Annotated in this window: 1 protein-coding gene; it reads right to left on the bottom strand. The window is 76.2% G+C overall.

The annotated features are described in order from the left end of the window. Nucleotides 1-10 precede the first annotated feature (10 nt). Nucleotides 11-18,700, bottom strand: coding sequence for a non-ribosomal peptide synthase/polyketide synthase (locus ACF07N_RS04845; protein WP_392108390.1), 18,690 nt, complete (start codon nucleotides 18,698-18,700; stop codon nucleotides 11-13). Nucleotides 18,701-18,799 lie beyond the last annotated feature (99 nt).

The following is an 18,799-nucleotide window of genomic DNA, read 5'->3' as shown; positions in this document are numbered from 1 at the left end:
CGTCCGGTCCTCACCGTTCTTCGTGGTCGCTGTCGCCGCGTGCGGCGTCTTCGAGTTCGCTCAGCACCTGTTCCTCCACCAGGTCCGCCAGGGCGGCGACGGTGCGGCCCACCAGGACGTCGCGGGGCGTGAGGCTCACGCCGAAGGTGTCGTTGGCGCGGGAGGCGATGAGCAGGGCGCGCAGGGAGTCGCCGCCGAGGGCGAAGAAGTCGTCCTCGGCGCCCACGGTGGTCTCCAGGGCCTCCTCCCACAGGGTGGCGACGGCCTCCTCGGTGGGGGTGCGGGGCGGTATGTGCCCGGCGCTCCGCTCCCCCGTGTCGGGGACGGGGGCGGGCAGGGCGGCCCGGTCGGTCTTGCCGTTCTCCGTCAGCGGGAAGCGGTCCATGACCACGTACGCCGAGGGCACCATGGGGCCGGGCAGGGTGCGGGCGGCGAAGGCCCGCAGGTCCGCGCCGGCGGGCGGTTCGGCGCCGGGGGCGACGAGCACGTGGGCCACCAGGCGCGGCAGCCCGGGTTCGTCCTCCCGCACGCTCACCACGGCGTCCAGTACCGCCGGGTGGCGCACCAGGGTGGCTTCCACCTCGCCGGCCTCGATGCGGTGGCCGCGCAGCTTCAGCTGGTGGTCGGTGCGGCCGAGGTAGCGCAGTTCGCCGCGGGCGTCGCGGCGGACCAGGTCGCCGGTGCGGTACATGCGCGACCCGGGCGGCCCGAACGGGTCGGCGGTGAAACGGCTCGCCGTCAGACCGGGGCGGCCGAGGTAACCGCGGGCCAGGGCCGGTCCGGCGAGCCACAGTTCGCCGGGCACGCCGTCGGGGACGGGCCGCAGGCGTGCGTCGAGGACGTAGGCGGCGGTGGCGGGCAGGGCGCGGCCGATGGGCGGTGCCTCGCCGTCCGGTGCCAGCGGTTCGGACCAGGTGGCGACGACGGTGGCCTCGGTGGGCCCGTAGGAGTTGACCATGCGGTGGTGCGGTGCCCACCGTGCGACCAGTTCGGCCCGGCAGGCGTCCGCGCCGACGATCAGGGTGCGCAGGTCGGGCAGGGTGCCGGGGGTGTCCGGCGGGAGGGTGGCGAGCGCGGCGGGCGGCAGCAGGGTGTGGGTGATGCGCGCGCCGCGCAGGACTTGGGCGAGTTCGGCGCCGAGCAGCGGACCCTGCGGCGGTACGACGAGTGCCGCGCCGTGCGGCAGGGACGTGCACAGCTCCAGCACCGAGGCGTCGAAGCTGGGCGTGGCGAAGGCCAGTACGCGGTCCCCGGCGCTCACCCGGTAGTGCGCGGCCTCGGCGGCGGCGAACGCGGCCAGTCCCCGGTGGGTGACGACGACTCCCTTGGGGGTGCCGGTGGAGCCGGAGGTGTAGATGACGTACGCCGGGTCGTCGAGGTGCAGCGGGCGGACGCGGTCGGTGTCGGCGGGCCGGTGGCCGGGCGTGCCGTCGGGCGGCGCGGCGAGCAGGCCGGCGACGTCCTCGGCGGTCAGGGTGACGGCGGGGTTCGCGTCGCGCAGCATCAGCGCGACCCGCTCGGCCGGGTAGCCGGGGTCCACCGGGAGGAACGCGGCGCCCGCCTTGGCCACGGCGAGCTGGGCGAGGACCATGTCCGCCGAGCGCGGCAGGACCAGCGCGACGAGGTCGCCGGGCCCCGCCCCGCGCGCGATGAGCCGGTGTGCCAGCCGGTTCGCCCGGACCTCCGCCTCGGCGAAGGTGAGCGTCGACTCCCCTGATTCCAGCGCGAGTTGCCCGGGCCACCGGTCGGCGGCGGCCTCGATCAGCGTGGGCAGCGTCGCCGGGGGCGGGGGCGTCAGGTGCGGGCGGGCGGGGCCGTGCAGCAGCCGGTGACGCTCGGTGGGCGGCAGCACGTCCACCGCGTGCAGCGGCGTCCCGTCGTCGGAGGCGGCCAGGGCGGTCAGGGCGTGCACCAGCCGGCCGGCCAGGGCCGCGGCCGTGGCCTCCTCGAAGTACCGCGGGTCGTAGCCGAGTTCCACGGTCAGCTCGTCGCCGGGCGAGATCACCACGGTGAGCGGGTAGTTGGTGGCCTCCCGGGCGTCGAGCCCGTGCACGCGTACGCCGTGCGCGCCCGCGGTGGCGTCGCCCACCGGGTAGTTCTCGAACACCAGCAGGCTGTCGAACAGGGGTGTGCCAGGCGGCAGTTCGCTCCACTGGTGCAGGTCGGTCAGCGGCACGTGGTCGTAGCGCCGGTCCTCGGCGCGGGCGGCCTGCACCTGCCGCAGCCAGTCGCTGCACGGCGTGGCCTCGTCCACGGTGACCCGCGCGGGCAGGGTGGTGATGAACAGGCCGGTGATGGTGTCCGCGCCCGGCAGGTCGGCGGGCCGGCCGGAGACGGTGGTGCCGAAGCACACGTCCCGCTCGCCGCCGGAGCGCGCCAGCATCAGCGCCCAGGCACCTTGGACCAGGGTGTTGAGGGTGAGCCGGTGGCGGCGCGCGAAGTCGGTCAGCCGGGCGGTGCCGGCCGCGTCGAGCCGCTGCGACAGCCAGGTGCCCGACCGGGCGGGCGCGCCCGGGGCGGGCCTGCGGTCGTACGGCAGCGGGGTCGGTGCGGCGTACCCGGCGAGGGCGGCCTTCCAGTGCCCCTCGGCGGCGGCGGTGTCCCGGCCGGCCAGCCAGGCGGCGTAGTCCGCGAAGGGCCGCCGCCGCGGCAGCCGCGGCTCGGTCCCGGCGGCGAGCGCGGCGTGCGCCTGCAGCACGTCCGACAGGACGTGGAAGACGCTCCAGCCGTCCAGCAGGACGTGGTGGAAGGTCCACACCACGCGCACCTCGTCGGGGCCGAGCCGGATCAGGGTGACCCGCAGCAGCGGGGGCCGGTCCAGGTCGATGCCACGGGCGCGGTCCTCGTCGAGGAGCCGCTTCAGCGCGCTCTCCCGCCGCGCCGGGTCGAGACCGCTCCAGTCCAGCCGGGTGACGGGCAGGTGGACGCGGCGGTGCACGGTCTGCAGCGGCGCCGGGACCCCCGTCAGCGCGACGGCGGTGCGCAGCACGGGCGTGGCGTCCACGACGTGCTGCCAGGCGTCCGCCAGCAGCGCGGGGTCGTGGACCCCGTCGGCGACGAAGGTGATCTGCTCGACGTACAGGCCCTCGCCGGGCTCGTCCATGCCGTGGACGACCATGCCGGTCTGGGTGGGGGTGAGCGGGTAGACGTCCGTCACGTCCTGCCCGTCGCCGGCCAGCCGGTCGACGGTGGCCTGGTCCAGGGCGGCCAGCGGGAAGTCGGACGGGGTGCGGCCGCCCGCGCCGGGCTCGGCGCAGTGCCGCACGATCCGGCGCAGCTCCTCGGCCGTCTCCTCGGCGAGGCGGGCGACGGTGTCGTGCCGGTGCACCTGGCGGGAGTACGACCAGGTGAACTCGAGCCGCTTGTCGGTGACCCGGCCGAGCACGTCGATCAGGTGGGGCCGGTCCGCCGAGCGGTCCATGCCGCCGGTCAGGCCCTCGTGGGGGGCCCGCAGCAGACCGTCCCCGGTGGCGCTCCAGTCCTGCTGCCCGAGATAGTTGAAGCCCACCTGCGGCAGGTCGGGCAGGTCCGGTCCCGCCGGGTGCAGGTGCCGCAGCGCGCCGTAGCCCACTCCCCCGCGCGGTACGGCCCGCAGGTTCTCCTTGACGGTCTTCAGCGCGGTGCCGAGGCCGGCGTCGCGGGGCACGTCGAGGCCGACGGGGAAGAGGGTGGTGAACCAGCCGACCGTGCGGGACAGGTCGACGCCGTCGAAGAGGTCCTCGCGGCCGTGGCCCTCCAGCGCGACGACCACCCGGTCCCGGCCCGTCCAGCGGGCGAGGACCCGGCCGAGCGCGCACAGCAGGACGTCGTTGACGCGGGTGCGGTAGGCGTCGGGCACCTCCTTCAGCAGGCGCTCGGTCTCCTCGGCGCCGAGGCTCACCGTCACGGTCTCCTCGTCTGCGGCGGTGTTGCCGCCGGGGAGGTCGGCGGGCAGGGCGGTCGGGTGCAGGGCGCTCCAGTGGGCGACCTCGTCGTCGAAGCCGCCGCCGGCGGTGAACGCGGCCAGGCGCCGGGCCCAGTCGCGGAAGGACGTCGTCTTCGCGCCCAGGCCGGGGGCCTCGCCGGCGCGCAGCGCCTGGTGTGCGGTGTCGAGGTCCTCGAGGAGCACCCGCCAGGACACCGCGTCGACGACGAGGTGGTGGGCGGCCAGCAGCAGGACGGGCGGCAGGTCGCCGTCCCGGTGGCACAGGGCGGCCTTCAGCAACGGCCCGCCCGTCAGGTCGAACCCGGAGCACAGGGCGGCGGCCACTGCGGCGGGTTCCTGCGGGGCGCGGTGCACCTCCAGGTGCGGTGCCGTGCCGGGTGGGGTGCCCAGCTGGCGCCACCGGCCGTCACCGGCGGGCTCGTACCGCATGCGCAGCGCGTCGTGCTGCTCCAGCACCGCCGCGAGGGCGCCGCGCAGCAGTGTCTCGTCGGTGCCGGGTGCCACCTCGAAGGAGACCGCCTGGGTGAAGCGGGCCGGATCGCCGGTGAGGGTGTCGAACAGCCAGTGCTGAACGGGCGTGAGGGGGACGTCTCCGACGACCGGCCCCTGGTCGGCCGCGGCGGGCGCCGGGGCGGCCGGGGACTCGTCGACCGCCGCGGCGAGTTCGGCGATCGTCTGGTACCGGAACAGGTGCCGGGGCGTCAGGGTCAGTCCGGCCCGGCGGGCAGCGGAGACGATCTGGATGCCGAGGATGGAGTCGCCGCCGAGCGCGAAGTAGTTGTCCGCCGCGCCCACTTCGGGCACGCCCAGCACCTGCGCCCAGATCTCGGCGAGGGCCCGTTCGGTGGCGGTGCGCGGCGGCCGGGTGTCCTGGGCGGTGACGGCCGCGGACCACACCGGTTCCGGCAGCGCCCGCCGGTCCAGCTTGCCGGTGGCGCCCAGCGGCAGCCGCTCCAGGGGCACGACGGCCGCCGGGACCAGGTGGTCGGGCAGGGTCCGGGCGAGGAACGCCCGCAGCTCGGCCGGTGCCGGGGTGCCGCCGGGGCGCGGCACGGCGTAGCCGACGAGGCGCTTGTGGCCGTCGTGTTCCACGACGCGCGCCGCGGCCCCGGCGACCTGCGGGTGCCGGGCCAGCGCGGCCTCCACCTCACCGAGTTCGATACGGAAGCCGCGCACCTTGACCTGGTCGTCGGTGCGGCCCAGGTACAGCAGGTCGCCGTCGGCGGTCCAGCGGACCAGGTCGCCGGTGCGGTACATGCGGCTGCCGGGCGGGCCGAACGGGTCGGCGAGGAAGCGCCCGGCGGTCAGGCCGGGCCGGTTCAGGTAGCCGCGGGCCACACCGGTCCCGGCGAGGTACAGCTCACCGGGCGCCCCGACGGGCACGGGCCGCATACGGGCGTCGAGGACGTAGGCGCGGGCGCCGCCGACGGGCCGGCCGATGGGCGGGACCCGGTCGGGGTCGGCCGGGTCGCAGGTGAAGGCCGTGGCGTAGACGGTGGCCTCGGTCGGGCCGTAGATGTTCATCACGCGGCAACCGGGGATGGCCGCGCGCACCTGCTGGACGGAGCGGGCGGGCAGGGCCTCGCCGGCCAGGACGACGGTGTCGGCGCCGACGTGCACGGCGTCCTCGGCCAGCAGCCGGCCGAGGGCGGAGGGCACGGCGCTGAGCAGGCCCGCCCGCCACCGTTCGGGCCGCTCGGCGAGGGCCAGCAGGTCGCGGACGAGTTCCACCCGGCCGCCCGCCAGCAGCGGCGAGAAGATCTCGAACACCGACACGTCGAAGTTGAGCGAGGTGGACGCCACCACGTGGGCGAGTCCGCGGCCGGTGAACTCGGCGGCGGCCCAGTCGGTCAGCGCCACCACCGAGGCGTGCGCGACGACGACGCCCTTGGGCCGGCCGGTGGAGCCGGAGGTGTGGATGACGTAGGCCGGGTGGTCCGGCAGCAGCCGGGCGCGGCGCTCGCCGTCGCCGACGGGCGCGGCGGACGCGGCGGCCAGCCGGGCGGCGCAGGACGGGTCGTCCAGGGCGATCCGCGTGTACGGGCCGTCCGGCAGCCGTGCGGAGGTCTCCGCGCAGGTGATCACCGCGTCGGGGCGCACGTCCTCGAAGAGGAACGCGATGCGCTCCGCCGGGTGTCCGGGGTCGACGGGCAGGTAGCCGGCGCCGCTCTTGAGGACCGCGAGGAGCGCCACGATCAGGTCGGCGGTGCGGGGCAGGGCCAGGGCGACGAAGCGCTCGGGTCCGGCCCCGGCCTCGATCAGCAGGCGGGCGAGCCGGTTGGCGCGCTCGTCGAGCTGCCGGTACGTGAGGTGGTCGTCGCCGGCGCTGACGGCGGGCGCGTCCGGGGTGCGGGCGGCCCGGTCCGCGAAGGCGTCCGGGAGGGTGCGGCGCGGCAGGTGCGCTCCCGGTCCGGCGAGGCGGTCCAGCAGGCGGCGCCCGTCGGCCGGTTCGAGCGGGGCCAAGTCGGCCAGGCCGCGGTCGGCGTCGGCGGCGAATTGCGCCAGGAGCGTGCGCAGGCTCGCGCCGATCCCCTCGACGGTGGCCGCGTCGAAGACGGCCGGGTCGTAGTCCAGGCTCACGGTGACGTCGTCGCCGGGGGCGACGACCACGCTGAGCGGGTAGCTGGTCGGCTCGACGTCGCGTTCCTGCTCGACGGCGAGTCCGTGCCGGGCCAGGGCGCCCGCGTCGAACGGGTAGTTCTCGAAGACGACGATGCTGTCGAACAGGCCGGTGCCGCCCGGTACGTCGCTCCACGTCTGCAACTGGGCGAGGGAGACGAAGTCGTGGCGCCGCGCTTCCGACTGGGCGGCCTGCAGCTCGCGCAGCCACTCCAGCAGGGGGCGCCGCCGGTCGACGCGCAGCCGGGTGGGCAGGGTGTTGATGAACAGGCCCACCATGGAGGTCACGCCGGGCAGTTCGGCCGGGCGGCCCGAGACGGTCGTGCCGAAAACGACGTCGTCGCCGCCGCCGTAGTGGTGCAGCAGCAGGCCCCACGCGCCCTGGAGCACCGTGTTGACGGTCAGTCCGGCCCGCTGGGCGGTGTCCCTCAGCCGGGCCGACACCTCCTCCCCGAGGGCCACCCGCACCGTGCCCGAGGAGGACGCGCGGTGGGCGTCGGCCGGGCGCCGGTCGCGGGGCAGTTCGGTGGGCACGGCGAATCCGGCGAGGGTGTCGCGCCAGTGGCGTTCCGCCCGGGCGGTGTCCTGGGCGGCCAGCCATTCCAGGTAGCGGGCGAAGGGGGCACGGCCGGGCACCCGCGGGGGGCGGCCGGCGGTCCGGGCCGCGTACCTCTCGCACACCTCGTCGAAGACCTGGGCCGCGCTCCAGCCGTCGAGCAGCACGTGGTGGAACGTCCACACCATGCGCACCCGGTCCGGTGCCAGCCGGATCAGCGCGAGCCGCATCAGCGGGGCCGCGCCGAGGTCGATGCCGGCCTCGCGGTCCGCGTCGAGCAGCGCCTCCGTCTCGCGCGCGCACTGCTCGGCGCTCCAGCCGGTCCAGTCGTGGTGGGTGACGGGCACGGCGGCCCGCCGCTCCACCACCTGGAGGGGTTCGGCCGTCTCCTGCCACACCAGGCGGGTGCGCAGGATCGCGTTGGCGTCCGCCGTGTCCTGCCACGCCCCGGCGAGGGCGTGCGGGTCGGTGACGCCGTGCAGGACGACCTGCACCTGGTTCACGTAGGTGCGGCCCTGCGGGTCCATGAGGCTGTGGAACAGCATGCCCGCCTGCATCGGCGTCAGCGGGTACACGTCCTCCACGCCGCGGCCGTCGCCCACGACCCGGTCCACGGCGGCCTGGTCGAGCCGGGCCAGCGGGAAGTCCGAGGGGGTGCGGCCGCCGGCGAGCGGGGCGGCGCAGTGCGCGACGATCTCCTCCAGGCAGCGCAGCATGCCCTCGGCGAGGGAGGCGACGGTCTCCTCGCGGTGACGGCCGGCGCTGTAGTGCCAGGCGATCTCCAGCTCGTCGTCCTCCACGCGGGCCACCACGTCCAGCAGGTGCGGACGCGGCGCCCCGGGGTCCTCCGCGCCGTCCAGGCCGCCGGGAACGGACCGCACCAGTTCGGCGCCGGCGGCGGACCAGTCGAACCGGCCCAGGTAGTTGAAGCTGATGCCGGGCAGCGGCGCGGCGGCGAGCTGTTCGTCACCGGCGAGGTGGCGCAGGGCGCCGTAGCCGACGCCCCGCTCGGGCACGGCCCGCAGCTGTTCCTTCACGGCCTTCAGGGCGGCGCCCCAGTCCCCTTCGGGCAGGTCGAGGGCGACCGGGAAGAGGCTGGTGAACCAGCCGACCGTGCGGGACAGGTCGAGGTCGCCGAAGTGCCGGTCCTCGCGGCCGTGCCCTTCGAGGCCCACGGCGACGGTGCGGCGGCCGGTCCAGTCGGCCAGGACGCGGCCGAGCGCGGTCAGCAGGACGTCGTCGATCCGGGTGCGGTACACGCCGGGCACCTTGCGCAGCAGGTCCTCGGTGCGCCGCCGGTCGAGGCGTACGGTCACGGCGCGCAGGTCGCCGGCGGTGTTGCCGCCGTCGAGGTCCACCGGCAGCGGTTCGGCGCAGTGCCGTGACACGCCGGCCCAGTGGGCGCGCTGCGCGGCGAGGTCCGCCTCGCCGGTGCGCGCGGTGAGCCGCCGCACCCACTCCCGCACGGACGTGGTGCGCTGCGGCAGCCGGACCGGCTCGCCGGCCCGGGCCTGCCGGTAGGCGGTCTCCAGGTCCTCCAGCAGGACGCGCCAGGAGACGCCGTCGACGATCAGGTGGTGGGCCGTCAGCAGCAGGCGCGGGTCCCGGCCGTCGCCGGTGAACAGGCGCGCGGCGAGCAGCGGCCCGGTGTCCAGGCGGAAGCCGGTGTGCGCCTCGTGGGAGAGGCGGGCCTCGGCCTGTGCGGCGGCGTGCGCGTCCTGGCCGCTCAGGTCGTACACCCGCAGCAGCTCCGGCACGCCGTCGTCGGCGGCGGCGTACTCCTGGCGCCAGGTGCCGTCCGTCGCGCGGGTGAAGCGGGCGCGCAGGGCGTCGTGGTGGGACCACAGCGCGGCCAGGGCGGCGTGCAGCGCGGCGGGGTCGACGTCGTGGGGCGTCTCGACGACCACCGACTGGTTGAAGTACGCCGGGCGCGGCGGCTCGGCGTCGAGGAACCAGTGCTGGATCGGGGTGAGCGGGACCTCCCCGGACACCGGCCCGGTGCCCGCGACGGTCACGGCGGCGCCGGCCGAGGCGGCGGCCAGGTCGGCGAGCACGGGGTGGCGGAACAGGTCCCTGGGGGTCAGCGCGAGCCCGGCGGTACGGGCGCGGGAGACGACCTGGATGCTGACGATCGAGTCGCCGCCCAGCATGAAGAAGTGGTCGTCGAGGCCGACCCGTTCCACGCCCAGCAGCTCGGCCCAGATGCCGGCGAGCAGCCGTTCGGCCTCGGTGCGCGGCGCGCGGTAGGCGGTGTCGGCCGCGGCCGACCACTCGGGGTCGGGCAGCCGGCGCCGGTCGACCTTGCCGTTGGTGGTCAGGGGCAGTTCGGGCAGGGTGACGAAGGCGGCAGGGACCATGTAGTCGGGCAGTTCCGCGGCGACGTGGTCGCGCAGCCCGGCCGCCTCGGGCACGGCCGCGCCGGGGGCCGGCACCAGGTGCGCTACCAGGCGTTTGCGTCCTTCGTGCCGCGACACCGAGACCACCGCCTCGGCGATCGCCGGGTGCGCGGTGAGCCGGGCCTCGATCTCGGCGGGCTCGACGCGGAAGCCGCGGATCTTGATCTGGTCGTCGGCGCGTCCCACGAAGTGCAGCGCGCCGTCGGCGCTCCAGCGCACGATGTCGCCGGTGCGGTACATCCGCCCGCCGGGCGGTCCGTAGGGGTCGGCCAGGTAGCGGGCCGCGGTGGCGCCGGGGCGCCCGGCGTAGCCGCGGGCCAGTCCGGCGCCGGCCAGGTACAGCTCTCCCGGCACGCCGGGCGGTTGCGGCTGGAGCGCGCCGTCCAGGACGTAGACGCGGGTGTCGTCGAGGGGGCGGCCGATGGGGAGGGTCGCGGGCAGCGGGTCACCGGCGTGGAAGGCGTGGCGGGTGGCGAAGGTGGTGGTCTCGGTCGGGCCGTACACGTCGACGACGGTGAGCCCGGGGCAGGCGTCCAGCACACGCCGCACGGCGGCGCCCGGCACGGCCTCGCCGCCCGTCCACACCTCGCGGGCGCCCCGCAGGCAGGCGGGGTCCTCCTGGGCGAACAGCCGGAACAGGCCGATCGTCAGGAACAGGCAGCTGACGCCCTGTTCGGTGATCGCGCGGCGGACGGCGACGGCGTCCAGGTCGCCCGGCGGGGCGAGGACGGCCGTGCCGCCGCGCAGCAACGGCACCCACAGCTCGTAGGTGGAGGCGTCGAAGGCGTGCGGCGAGTGCACGAGGACCCGGTCGTGGCCCGCGAAGGCACGGTCGAGGGCGAGCGCGGCGACGTCCCGCTGCCGTACGGCCACGCCCTTGGGGGCGCCGGTGGAGCCGGAGGTGAACATGAGGTACTGGACGTTGTCCGGGTGCACGCGCGGCACGGCGTCGGGGCCGGCGGCCGGGCCGTCGGTGTCCGGGTCCGGGCGCAGGACGTGTCCTTCGGGGAGGAGGCCGGCGGCCGTGTCGTGCCACTCGGCGTCCGTGAGCAGCAGTGCGGCGCCGGCCTCGCTGAGCATGGTGCGCAGCCGTTCCCGGGGCGCGCGGCCGTCGAGCGGGACGTACACGCCGCCGAGGCGGGCGAGGGCGAGCTGGGCGACGACGAGGGCGGCGGAGCGGTCCATCAGCACGCCGACGGCGGTCTCGGGGCGCACCCCGTGTGCGGCCAGCCGGCCGGCCAGGGCCGCCGCCCGGGCGTCGAGGTCGCGGTAGGTCAGCCGCTCCGCGCCGGCCAGCAGCGCCACCGCGTCGGGCGTGCGGTGCACCTGCGCGGCGAAGAGGTCCGCGGTGGTCGCGGCCGGGACGCCGGTGGCGGTGTCGTTCCATGTGCGCAGCACCTGTTCGCGGCGGTCGGCCGTCAGCAGGGACAGGCGGGCCGGGGTGGTGCCCGGGGTGGCGGCGAAGCCCTCCAGCACGACGGTGAGGTACTCGGCCAGCCGCTCGACGGTCGCGGCGTCGAAGAGATCCGGGTCGTAGCCGAGGCGCAGGGCGAGTTCGGTGCCGGGGTAGGCGACCAGGCTGAGCGGGTAGTTGGTGGTCTCGATCCCGTCCAGGCCGGTCAGCCGCAGGCCGTGCGCTGCGGCCAGGTCGTCGTCGACCGGGTAGTTCTCGAACACGACGATGCTGTCGAAGAGCGCGGCCCGTTCGGGCAGGTCGGTGTACGCGGTCATCCGGTGCAGCGGCACGTGGTCGTGGCGCCGGTCCTCGCTCTGCTCCTGCTGGAAGCGGGCCAGCCAGGTGAGCAGCGGCTGGTCGCGCGGCACTCTCACACGGGTGGGCAGGGTGGTGATGAACAGGCCCGTGATGGCGTCGGCTCCGGGCAGCTCGGGCGGCCGTCCGGAGACGGTGGTGCCGAAGACCACTTCGTCGCGGCCCGCCTGACGGCTCATCAGCACCGCCCAGGCGCCCTGGACGAGGGTGCTCATCGTGAGGCCCGCCGTCCTGGCCACGTCCCGCAGCGCTTCCGTGACGGCCGTGGGCAGGGTGACGCGGACCGCCGCCGTGGACTCCGCGCGGTGGTTCTCGCGGGGCTCGCGGTCGAAGGGCAGCGCGGTGGTCTCGGCCAGGCCGTTCAGGCGGGTCCTCCAGTGCCGTTCGCCCTCGGTCCCGTCGGCGCGTTCACGCAGCCAGGCGACGAAGTCACGGAAGGGACGGCGCTCGGGCAGGGGCGCCTGCGCGCCGCCGGTCAGGCCCGCGTGGCAGGCGAAGACGTCGGAGAGGACCTGGAACAGGCTCCAGCCGTCCAGGATCAGGTGGTCGAAGGACCACACGACGCGGACCGCGCGGTCGGAGACCCGGGCCAGTACCAGGCGCTGGAGCGGTGCGCGGGTCAGGTCGACGCCCCGGGCGCGGTCGCGGTCGAGCAGGTCGCGCAGCCGCTGCTCCTGGTCGTCGGCGGTCAGGCCGCGCCAGTCGGGCCGTTCCACGGGCACGGCCGCCCGGTGCTGCACCACGAGCAGCGGCTCGGGCACGTCCTGCCACACCACCCGCGAGCGCAGCACGGGCGTGCGGTCGGTGACCCGCTGCCAGGCGTCCGCGAGCACCGCCGGGTCGGGTACGCCGTCCAGGACGAACGTCAGCTGCTGGAAGTACACGCCGCGGTCGTCCTGGGAGAGCCGGTGGAAGAGCATGCCGGCCTGGGTGGGCGTGAGGGGGTGGACGTCCTCCACATCGGCGGGGTGGTCTCCCGTGATGCGGTCGACGTGGGTCTGGTCGAGCCGGGCCAGGGGGAAGTCGGAGGGGGTGCGTCCGGCGGCGCCGGGCCGGGCGGCGTGCCGGGCGAGACCGGACAGCGCGTCGGCGTGGCGTTCCGCGAGTCCGGCGACGGTCTCGGGCCGGTGCACCTGGTCCGAGTAGAACCAGGTGAACTCCAGGCTGTCGCCGTCCAGCCGCCCCACGACCTCCAGGTGGTGCGGACGCCTCGAAGCGGGGTCGGCGTCCAGCTCCAAGGGGCGGACCAGCCCGCGGTAGAGGCCCTCGGGGGTCCCGGACAGGCCGAACCGGCCGAGGTAGTTGAAGCTGATCTGCGCACTGGTCGCCGGGAGGGGCGCCCCGTCGCGGCCCGGCAGGGTCAGGGCGCCGTGGCCGATGCCGTGCCGGGGCACGGCGCGCAGGTGTTCCTTGACCTGTTTGAGCACGCTGTCCCAGTCCGCCTCGGGCGGGACGGCCAGGGCCACGGGGTGGCGGGTGGTGAACCAGCCGACGGTCCGGCTGGTGTCGACGTCGGTGAAGAGGTCCTCCCGGCCGTGCCCTTCGACGTCCACCAGCACCCGGTCGTGTCCGCTCCAGCCGCACAGCACCCGGCCGAGGGCGGCGAGCAGGACGTCGTTGGCCCGGGTGCGGTACGTCTCGGGCAGGGTCCGCAGCAGCAGCCGCGTGTCCTCGGGGCCGATCCGCACCGTGACCGAGCGCTGTGAGGCGTAGGTGTCGGTGCCCTCCAGGTCCGCCGGCAGAGCGGCCCGGGCGCCTTCGACCTGCCCGCTCCAGTACGCCTTCTCGTCGTCGAAGCCGCCGTCGGCGGTGTGCGCGGCCAGACGCTCGGCCCACTGCCGCAGCGGGGAGGACTTGGCGGGCAGCGCGGCCGCGCCGTCCCGGCCCTCGCACCGGGCGCGATAGGCGCGTTCGAGGTCTTCGAGGAGCAGGCGCCAGGACACTCCGTCCACGACGAGGTGGTGGACGGACAGGTGCAGGACGGGCGGCTTCGCGTCGCCCCGCTCGTGCAGGACGGCGCGCAGCAGCGGCCCGCGGCCCAGGTCGTACGGGCCGAGGTGCGGGGTGTCGGTGTCCGGGCCGGTGTGGCGGACCAGGCGGCAGCGCACGGCCGGGCCGTCGATCAGCCACCGTGCGCCCGTGCCGTCGGCGAGGAAGCGGGAGCGCAGCGCGTCGTGGTGGGCGACCACGTCGTCGAGGGCGGCCTGGAGCGCGCTCGCGTCGACGTCGGCGGGCAGTTCCACCGAGAGCGTCTGGGCGAAGTGCCCGGCCCGCTCGGCCGCGCTGCCGAGGAGCCAGTGCTGGATGGGGGTCAGCGGCGCGGTGCCGGTGGCCTCGACGGGGGCGGCCGGGGCGGCGCTCCCGTGGCTGCCCGTCTCGTCGGCGCGGCGGGCCAGGGCGGCGAGCGTCTGGTGCCGGTAGAGGTCCCGGGAGCTGATCGTCAGGCCCGCCTGACGGGCCTGTGCCACGACCTGGATGCCGAGGATGGAGTCGCCGCCGAGCGCGAAGAAGTTGTCGTCCGCGCCGACCCGCTCCACGTGCAGGACCGAGGCCCAGATGGCGGCGAGCGTCCGTTCGGTGGGGGTGCGGGGCGCGACGTGGCGTGCGGCGGGTTCGGCCGGCGCCGGGTCGGGAAGCCGGCCGCGGTCCAGCTTGCCGTTGGGGTTGAGCGGCAGGGCGGGCAGCACCACGACGGCCGAGGGGACCATGTAGTCGGGCAGGGTGCGCCCGAGTTCGCGGCGTACGGCCTCGGACTCCACCCGGGCCCCCGCAGCGGGGACGACGTACCCGGCGAGGCGGCGGTGGCCGTCGGCGTCGCGGACGGTGGCGGCGGCCTCGGCGACACCCGCGCACCCGCGCAGGGCCTCCTCGACCTCGCCGAGTTCGATGCGGAAGCCGCGCACCTTGACCTGCTGGTCGACGCGGCCGAGGTACTCGAGCCGGCCGTCGGCGCTCCAGCGGACCAGGTCGCCCGTGCGGTACATGCGGTCCCCGGGGGCGCCGAACGGGTCGGCGACGAAGCGGGCCGCGGTCAGGCCGGGGCGGTGCAGGTAGCCCCGCGCGAGTCCGCCGCCGCCCAGGTACAACTCGCCGGTGACGCCCGGCGGCTGAGGGCGCAACAGCCGGTCCAGGACGTAGGCGCGGGTGCGGGCGACGGGCCGGCCGATGGGCGGGGCCTGCTCGGGGACGGTACCGCCGGAGAACCAGGCGGTGGCGTAGACGGTGGCCTCGGTGGGGCCGTAGATGTTCGCCACCTCGGCCGCGGGCATGACGTCCTTGATGGCGCGGACGGTCCGGGCGGGCAGGGCCTCGCCGGCCAGGACGACGGTGTCCGCCGTGACGGCGCCGTCGCCCAGCAGCCGGGACAGCGCGGAGGGCACGCCGCTGACCAGTCCGGCCCGGCGCGGCCGGGAGCCGCCGTCCGGGACGGTGGGGTCGGCGAGGGCGGTGAGGTCGGCGACGACCTCGACGCTGCCGCCGGCCAGCAGGGGGCACAGCAGCTCGAAGACGGACACGTCGAAGTTGAGGGAGGTGGAGGCGACGACGTGGGAGAACCCGCGCGCACCGAACGTCTCCCCCGCCCAGGCGGCCAGCGCGGCCACGCTGCCGTGGGTGACGACCACGCCCTTGGGGCGGCCGGTGGAACCGGACGTGTAGATCACGTAGGCGGGGTGAGACGGCTGGAGGGGCGCCGTCCGGTCGGCGTCGGTGAGATCGGCGGCGTCGGCGTCATCGTCGACCGCGCCGGCGTCGATCAGGTCCGGGCCGTCGGTGTCGGCTGCTGCCGGGCCCGTGTCGTCGGTGTCGGCTCGGGCCGGGTCCGTGTCGTCGGCCAGGAAGGGCGCCACGTCCTCCAGCAGCAGCGGCTCGCAGTCCACGGGGAGCGCGTGCGCCGTCTCCCGGGTGGCGAGGACGAGGGCGGGGGCCGCGTCGGCGAGCATGAAGCGGATGCGTTCGGCCGGGTAGCCGGGGTCGACGGGCAGGTATCCGGCGCCCGACTTCAGGACGCCCCACAGCACCGGCAGCAGGCCGGCGGTGCGCGGCAGGCACAGCGCCACCAGGGACTCCGGGCCGGCGCCGCGTGCCGCGAGCAGCCGGGCGAGACGGTTGGTGCGCCGGTTCAGCCCGGCGTAGTCCAGCCGGGTCCCGCCGCAGGTCACGGCGGTCCGGTCGGGGGTGCGGGCCACCTGCTCCTCGAAGAGCGCGGGGAGCGTGGGGTCGCCGGTTTCGTGCCCGGCCACTGCGGGCGGGTTCCAGGAGTCGAGGAGCAGACGCCGCTCGTCGCCGGAGAGCAGCGGCAGGTCGGCCAGCGTCCGCTGCGGGCCGTCCGCCATGCCTTCGAGCAGGTGGCGCAGTTGCCGGGCCATCCGGGCCACGGTCGTCGCCTCGAACAGGTCGGTGTTGTACTCGACCGTCAGCTCGTGGCCGCCGTCGGCTCGCGGCGCGAACTCCAGCACGAGGTCGAAGCGGGCGGCCGGGCGGGGCAACGGATGGTCGTCGATGCGCAGCCCGGCGGCGGCCGGAGGCCGGGCGGGCGCCGCCTGCTGGACCACGAGCGCCTGCACCAGCGGGGTGCGGCTGGGGTCTCTCGGCGGGGCGAGTTCCTCGACCACCCGGTCGAAGGGCACGCCGTCGTGGGCGAACGCGTCCAGCACGGTCGCGCGCACGGTCTGCACGAACCGGTCCACCGTGACGGTGTCGTCGACCTCGCCGCGCAGCACGACGGTGTTGGCGAAGAAGCCCGTCACGTCCTCCAGTTCGCGGCGGTCCCGCCCGTTGGTGACGGTGCCGAACGCCACGTCCCGCTGCCCTGAGTAGCGGGCGAACAGCACGGCCGCCGCCGCGGCGAACACGGTGAAGACGGTGGTGTCGCGGCCCGCGGCGAGCTGCCGCAGCCGGTCCACCAGGTGGCGCGGGATGTCCTGGCGGTGCGCCGCGCCCGCGGTGGTGCGCACCGCGGGGCGCGGCCGGTCGGTGGGCAGGTCGAGCTGCTGGAGGCCGGCGAGGTGGCGCTTCCAGTAGGCGAGGTCGTCGGCGTGGGCGCCGGAGGTGTGCCGCCGGCGCTCCCACAGCGCGAAGTCGGGGTACTGCACGTCCGGCCGGGGCAGGCCGTCGGGTTCGCCGGTGGCCTCCGCGCGGTAGAGCGCGGCCAGGTCCCGGGTGAGGACGCCGACGGACCAGCCGTCGGTGACGATGTGGTGCTGGGCCAGCAGCAGCACGTGGTCCTCGGGTGCCCGGCGGATGAGCAGCGCCCGGGTCAGGGGTCCGGTCGTCAGGTCGTGGGGCCGGCGCAGTTCCTCGGTCAGCAGCCGCTCGACGGCCCGGTCCCGCCGGTCGTCGGGCACGTGCCCGACGTCGGTGGTGCGCAGCGGCAGGTCCGCCTCCGCGGCGACGAGCTGGACGCCCTGTCCGTCGACGGTGGCGAAGGTGGTGCGCAGGGAGTCGTGGCGGGCCGCGAGCCGGTGCAAAGCGCGTTCGAGCGCCGGCGTGTCGAGGGGGCCGCGCAGCCGCAGCGCCACACCGGTGTTGTACTCGGTGCCGCCGTCGGCGAGGTCGTCGAGGAACCACAGGCGCCGCTGGGCGCTGGACAGCGGGACGGGCTGCGTGCGCGGGGCGGTCGGGATCGGCTCGGGCGGTGCGGCGGCGGACGGATCGGCGGTGAGCGGGGCGAGCGCGGCGACGGTCCGCGCGGTGAACACGTCGCGCAGGGTGAGCCGGGCGCCGAACGCCTCCCGGATGCGGGTCAGGGTGCGGGCGGCGAGGATCGAGTCGCCGCCCAGGTCGAAGAAGTCGTCGGTGACGCCGACGGTGCCGACGCCGAGGACGTCGGCCCAGATGGCGGCCAGGGTGCGTTCGTCGTCGGTGCGCGGTGCGACGTGCCGCCCGGCCTGCGCGCCGCCGGGGGCGGGCAGCGCCCGCAGGTCGATCTTGTGCTGTGGGGTGAGGGGCAGCGCGTCCAGCACGACCACGGCGGAGGGCACCATGTGGGCCGGCAGGGCTGCGGTGAGGGCGGCGCGCAGCCGGGCCGGTTCGGGTCTGCGCGCGGGGTCGGCGGGGGTGACGTAGCCGACGAGCCGGCCGCGGGCGGGTTCCTCGTCGCGGACCACGACGACGGCCTCGCGGACCTCCGGGTCGCGGATGAGGGCGGCTTCGATCTCGCCGGGCTCGATGCGGAAGCCGCGTACCTTGATCTGGCGGTCGGCCCGGCCGAGGAACTCCAGCTCGCCGTCGGGGCGTCGGCGCACCCGGTCGCCGGTGCGGTAGAGCCGGGCGCCGGGCGGCCCGGAGGGGTGGGCGACGAACCGGGTCGCGGTCAGACCGGGGCGGCCGAGGTAGCCGCGGGCCAGTCCGTCGCCGCCCACGTACAGCTCGCCCTCGCTGCCGGGCGGCACCGGGCGCAGCGCCGCGTCCAGGACGTGCGCCTCGGTGCCGGGCAGCGGGCCGCCGATCGGGGGTGTCCCGGTGCCGGCGCTCAGCGGTCCGGTCCAGGTGGTGACGATGGTGGCCTCGGTCGGCCCGTAGGAGTTGATCATGCGACGGCCGGGTGCCCACCGGTCGACGAGTGCGGCCGGGCACGCCTCGGCCCCGACGATCAGGGTGCGCAGCGACGGCAGGCCTCCGAGGTCCGCCGGGTTGGGCAGCGTGGCGAGCGCGGCCGGCGGTATGAGGGCGTGGCTGATGCGGTGTGCGTCCAGGACGGTGGCGAGTTCGTCGCCCAGCCAGGGTCCGTGCGGCGGGATCACCAGCAGGGCGCCGGACAGCACGGAGACGCACAGCTCCAGCACGGAGGCGTCGAAGCTGGGCGAGGAGAACTGCAGCACCCGGTCGCCCGGACCGACGGCGTAGCGTTCGGCGGCCGCCGCGGCGAAACCGGCGATGCCGCGGTGGGTGACGGTGACGCCCTTGGGAGTGCCGGTGGAGCCGGAGGTGAAGATGACGTACGCCGCGTGATCGGGCAGGGTCCGGCTCGGGACCGGGTCCGTCTCCCGCTCCTCGCCCTCCATCAGCGCGCGGACCCGGTCCGGGTCGTCCAGCACGACGGCCGGCGCGGCGTCGGCGAGCATCAACGCCCGTCGTTCGGCCGGGTAGTCGGGGTCCACGGGGAGGAAGGCCGCCCCGCTGAGGGCCACGGCCAGCTCGGCGGCGATCAGCTCCATCGAGCGCGGCAGGACCAGGGCCACCGTCCGCTCCGGTCCGGCGCCGCTCGCGACGAGGTGCGCGGCGAGCCGGCCGGCCCGCCGGGCGAGTTCCCCGTACGACCAGGTGCTCCGGCCGTCGGTCACCGCGGGGGCGTCCGGGTCGTGCGTCACCCAGCGGGTGAACAGCTCGCCGAGCGGGACGTGACGGGTGGCGTCGCGGACGGGGTCCGGCGGTACGGTGCCGGGCGCCGGGGGGACGGGCGGGGCGGGGCGCTGGGCGTGCGGGTCCGTCATCGGGGTGCAGTCCTTCGGGCGGGGGCGGCGCACGGACCCGGCGCACCGTGCTCGGGCTGCCCGTGGGCACACCGAGCGGTGCGGGGTCCTTGCGTACGG

It is taken from the genome of Streptomyces sp. NPDC015242 (assembly GCF_043079125.1).
Lineage (GTDB): Bacteria > Actinomycetota > Actinomycetes > Streptomycetales > Streptomycetaceae > Streptomyces.
This window is presented reverse-complemented; position numbering and strand designations above follow the sequence as displayed.

Excerpts from the sequence above, each read along its gene's own strand:
- ACF07N_RS04845 (WP_392108390.1), bottom strand. The coding sequence starts at position 18,700 with ATGACGGACCCGCACGCCCAGCGCCCCGCCCCGCCCGTCCCCCCGGCG.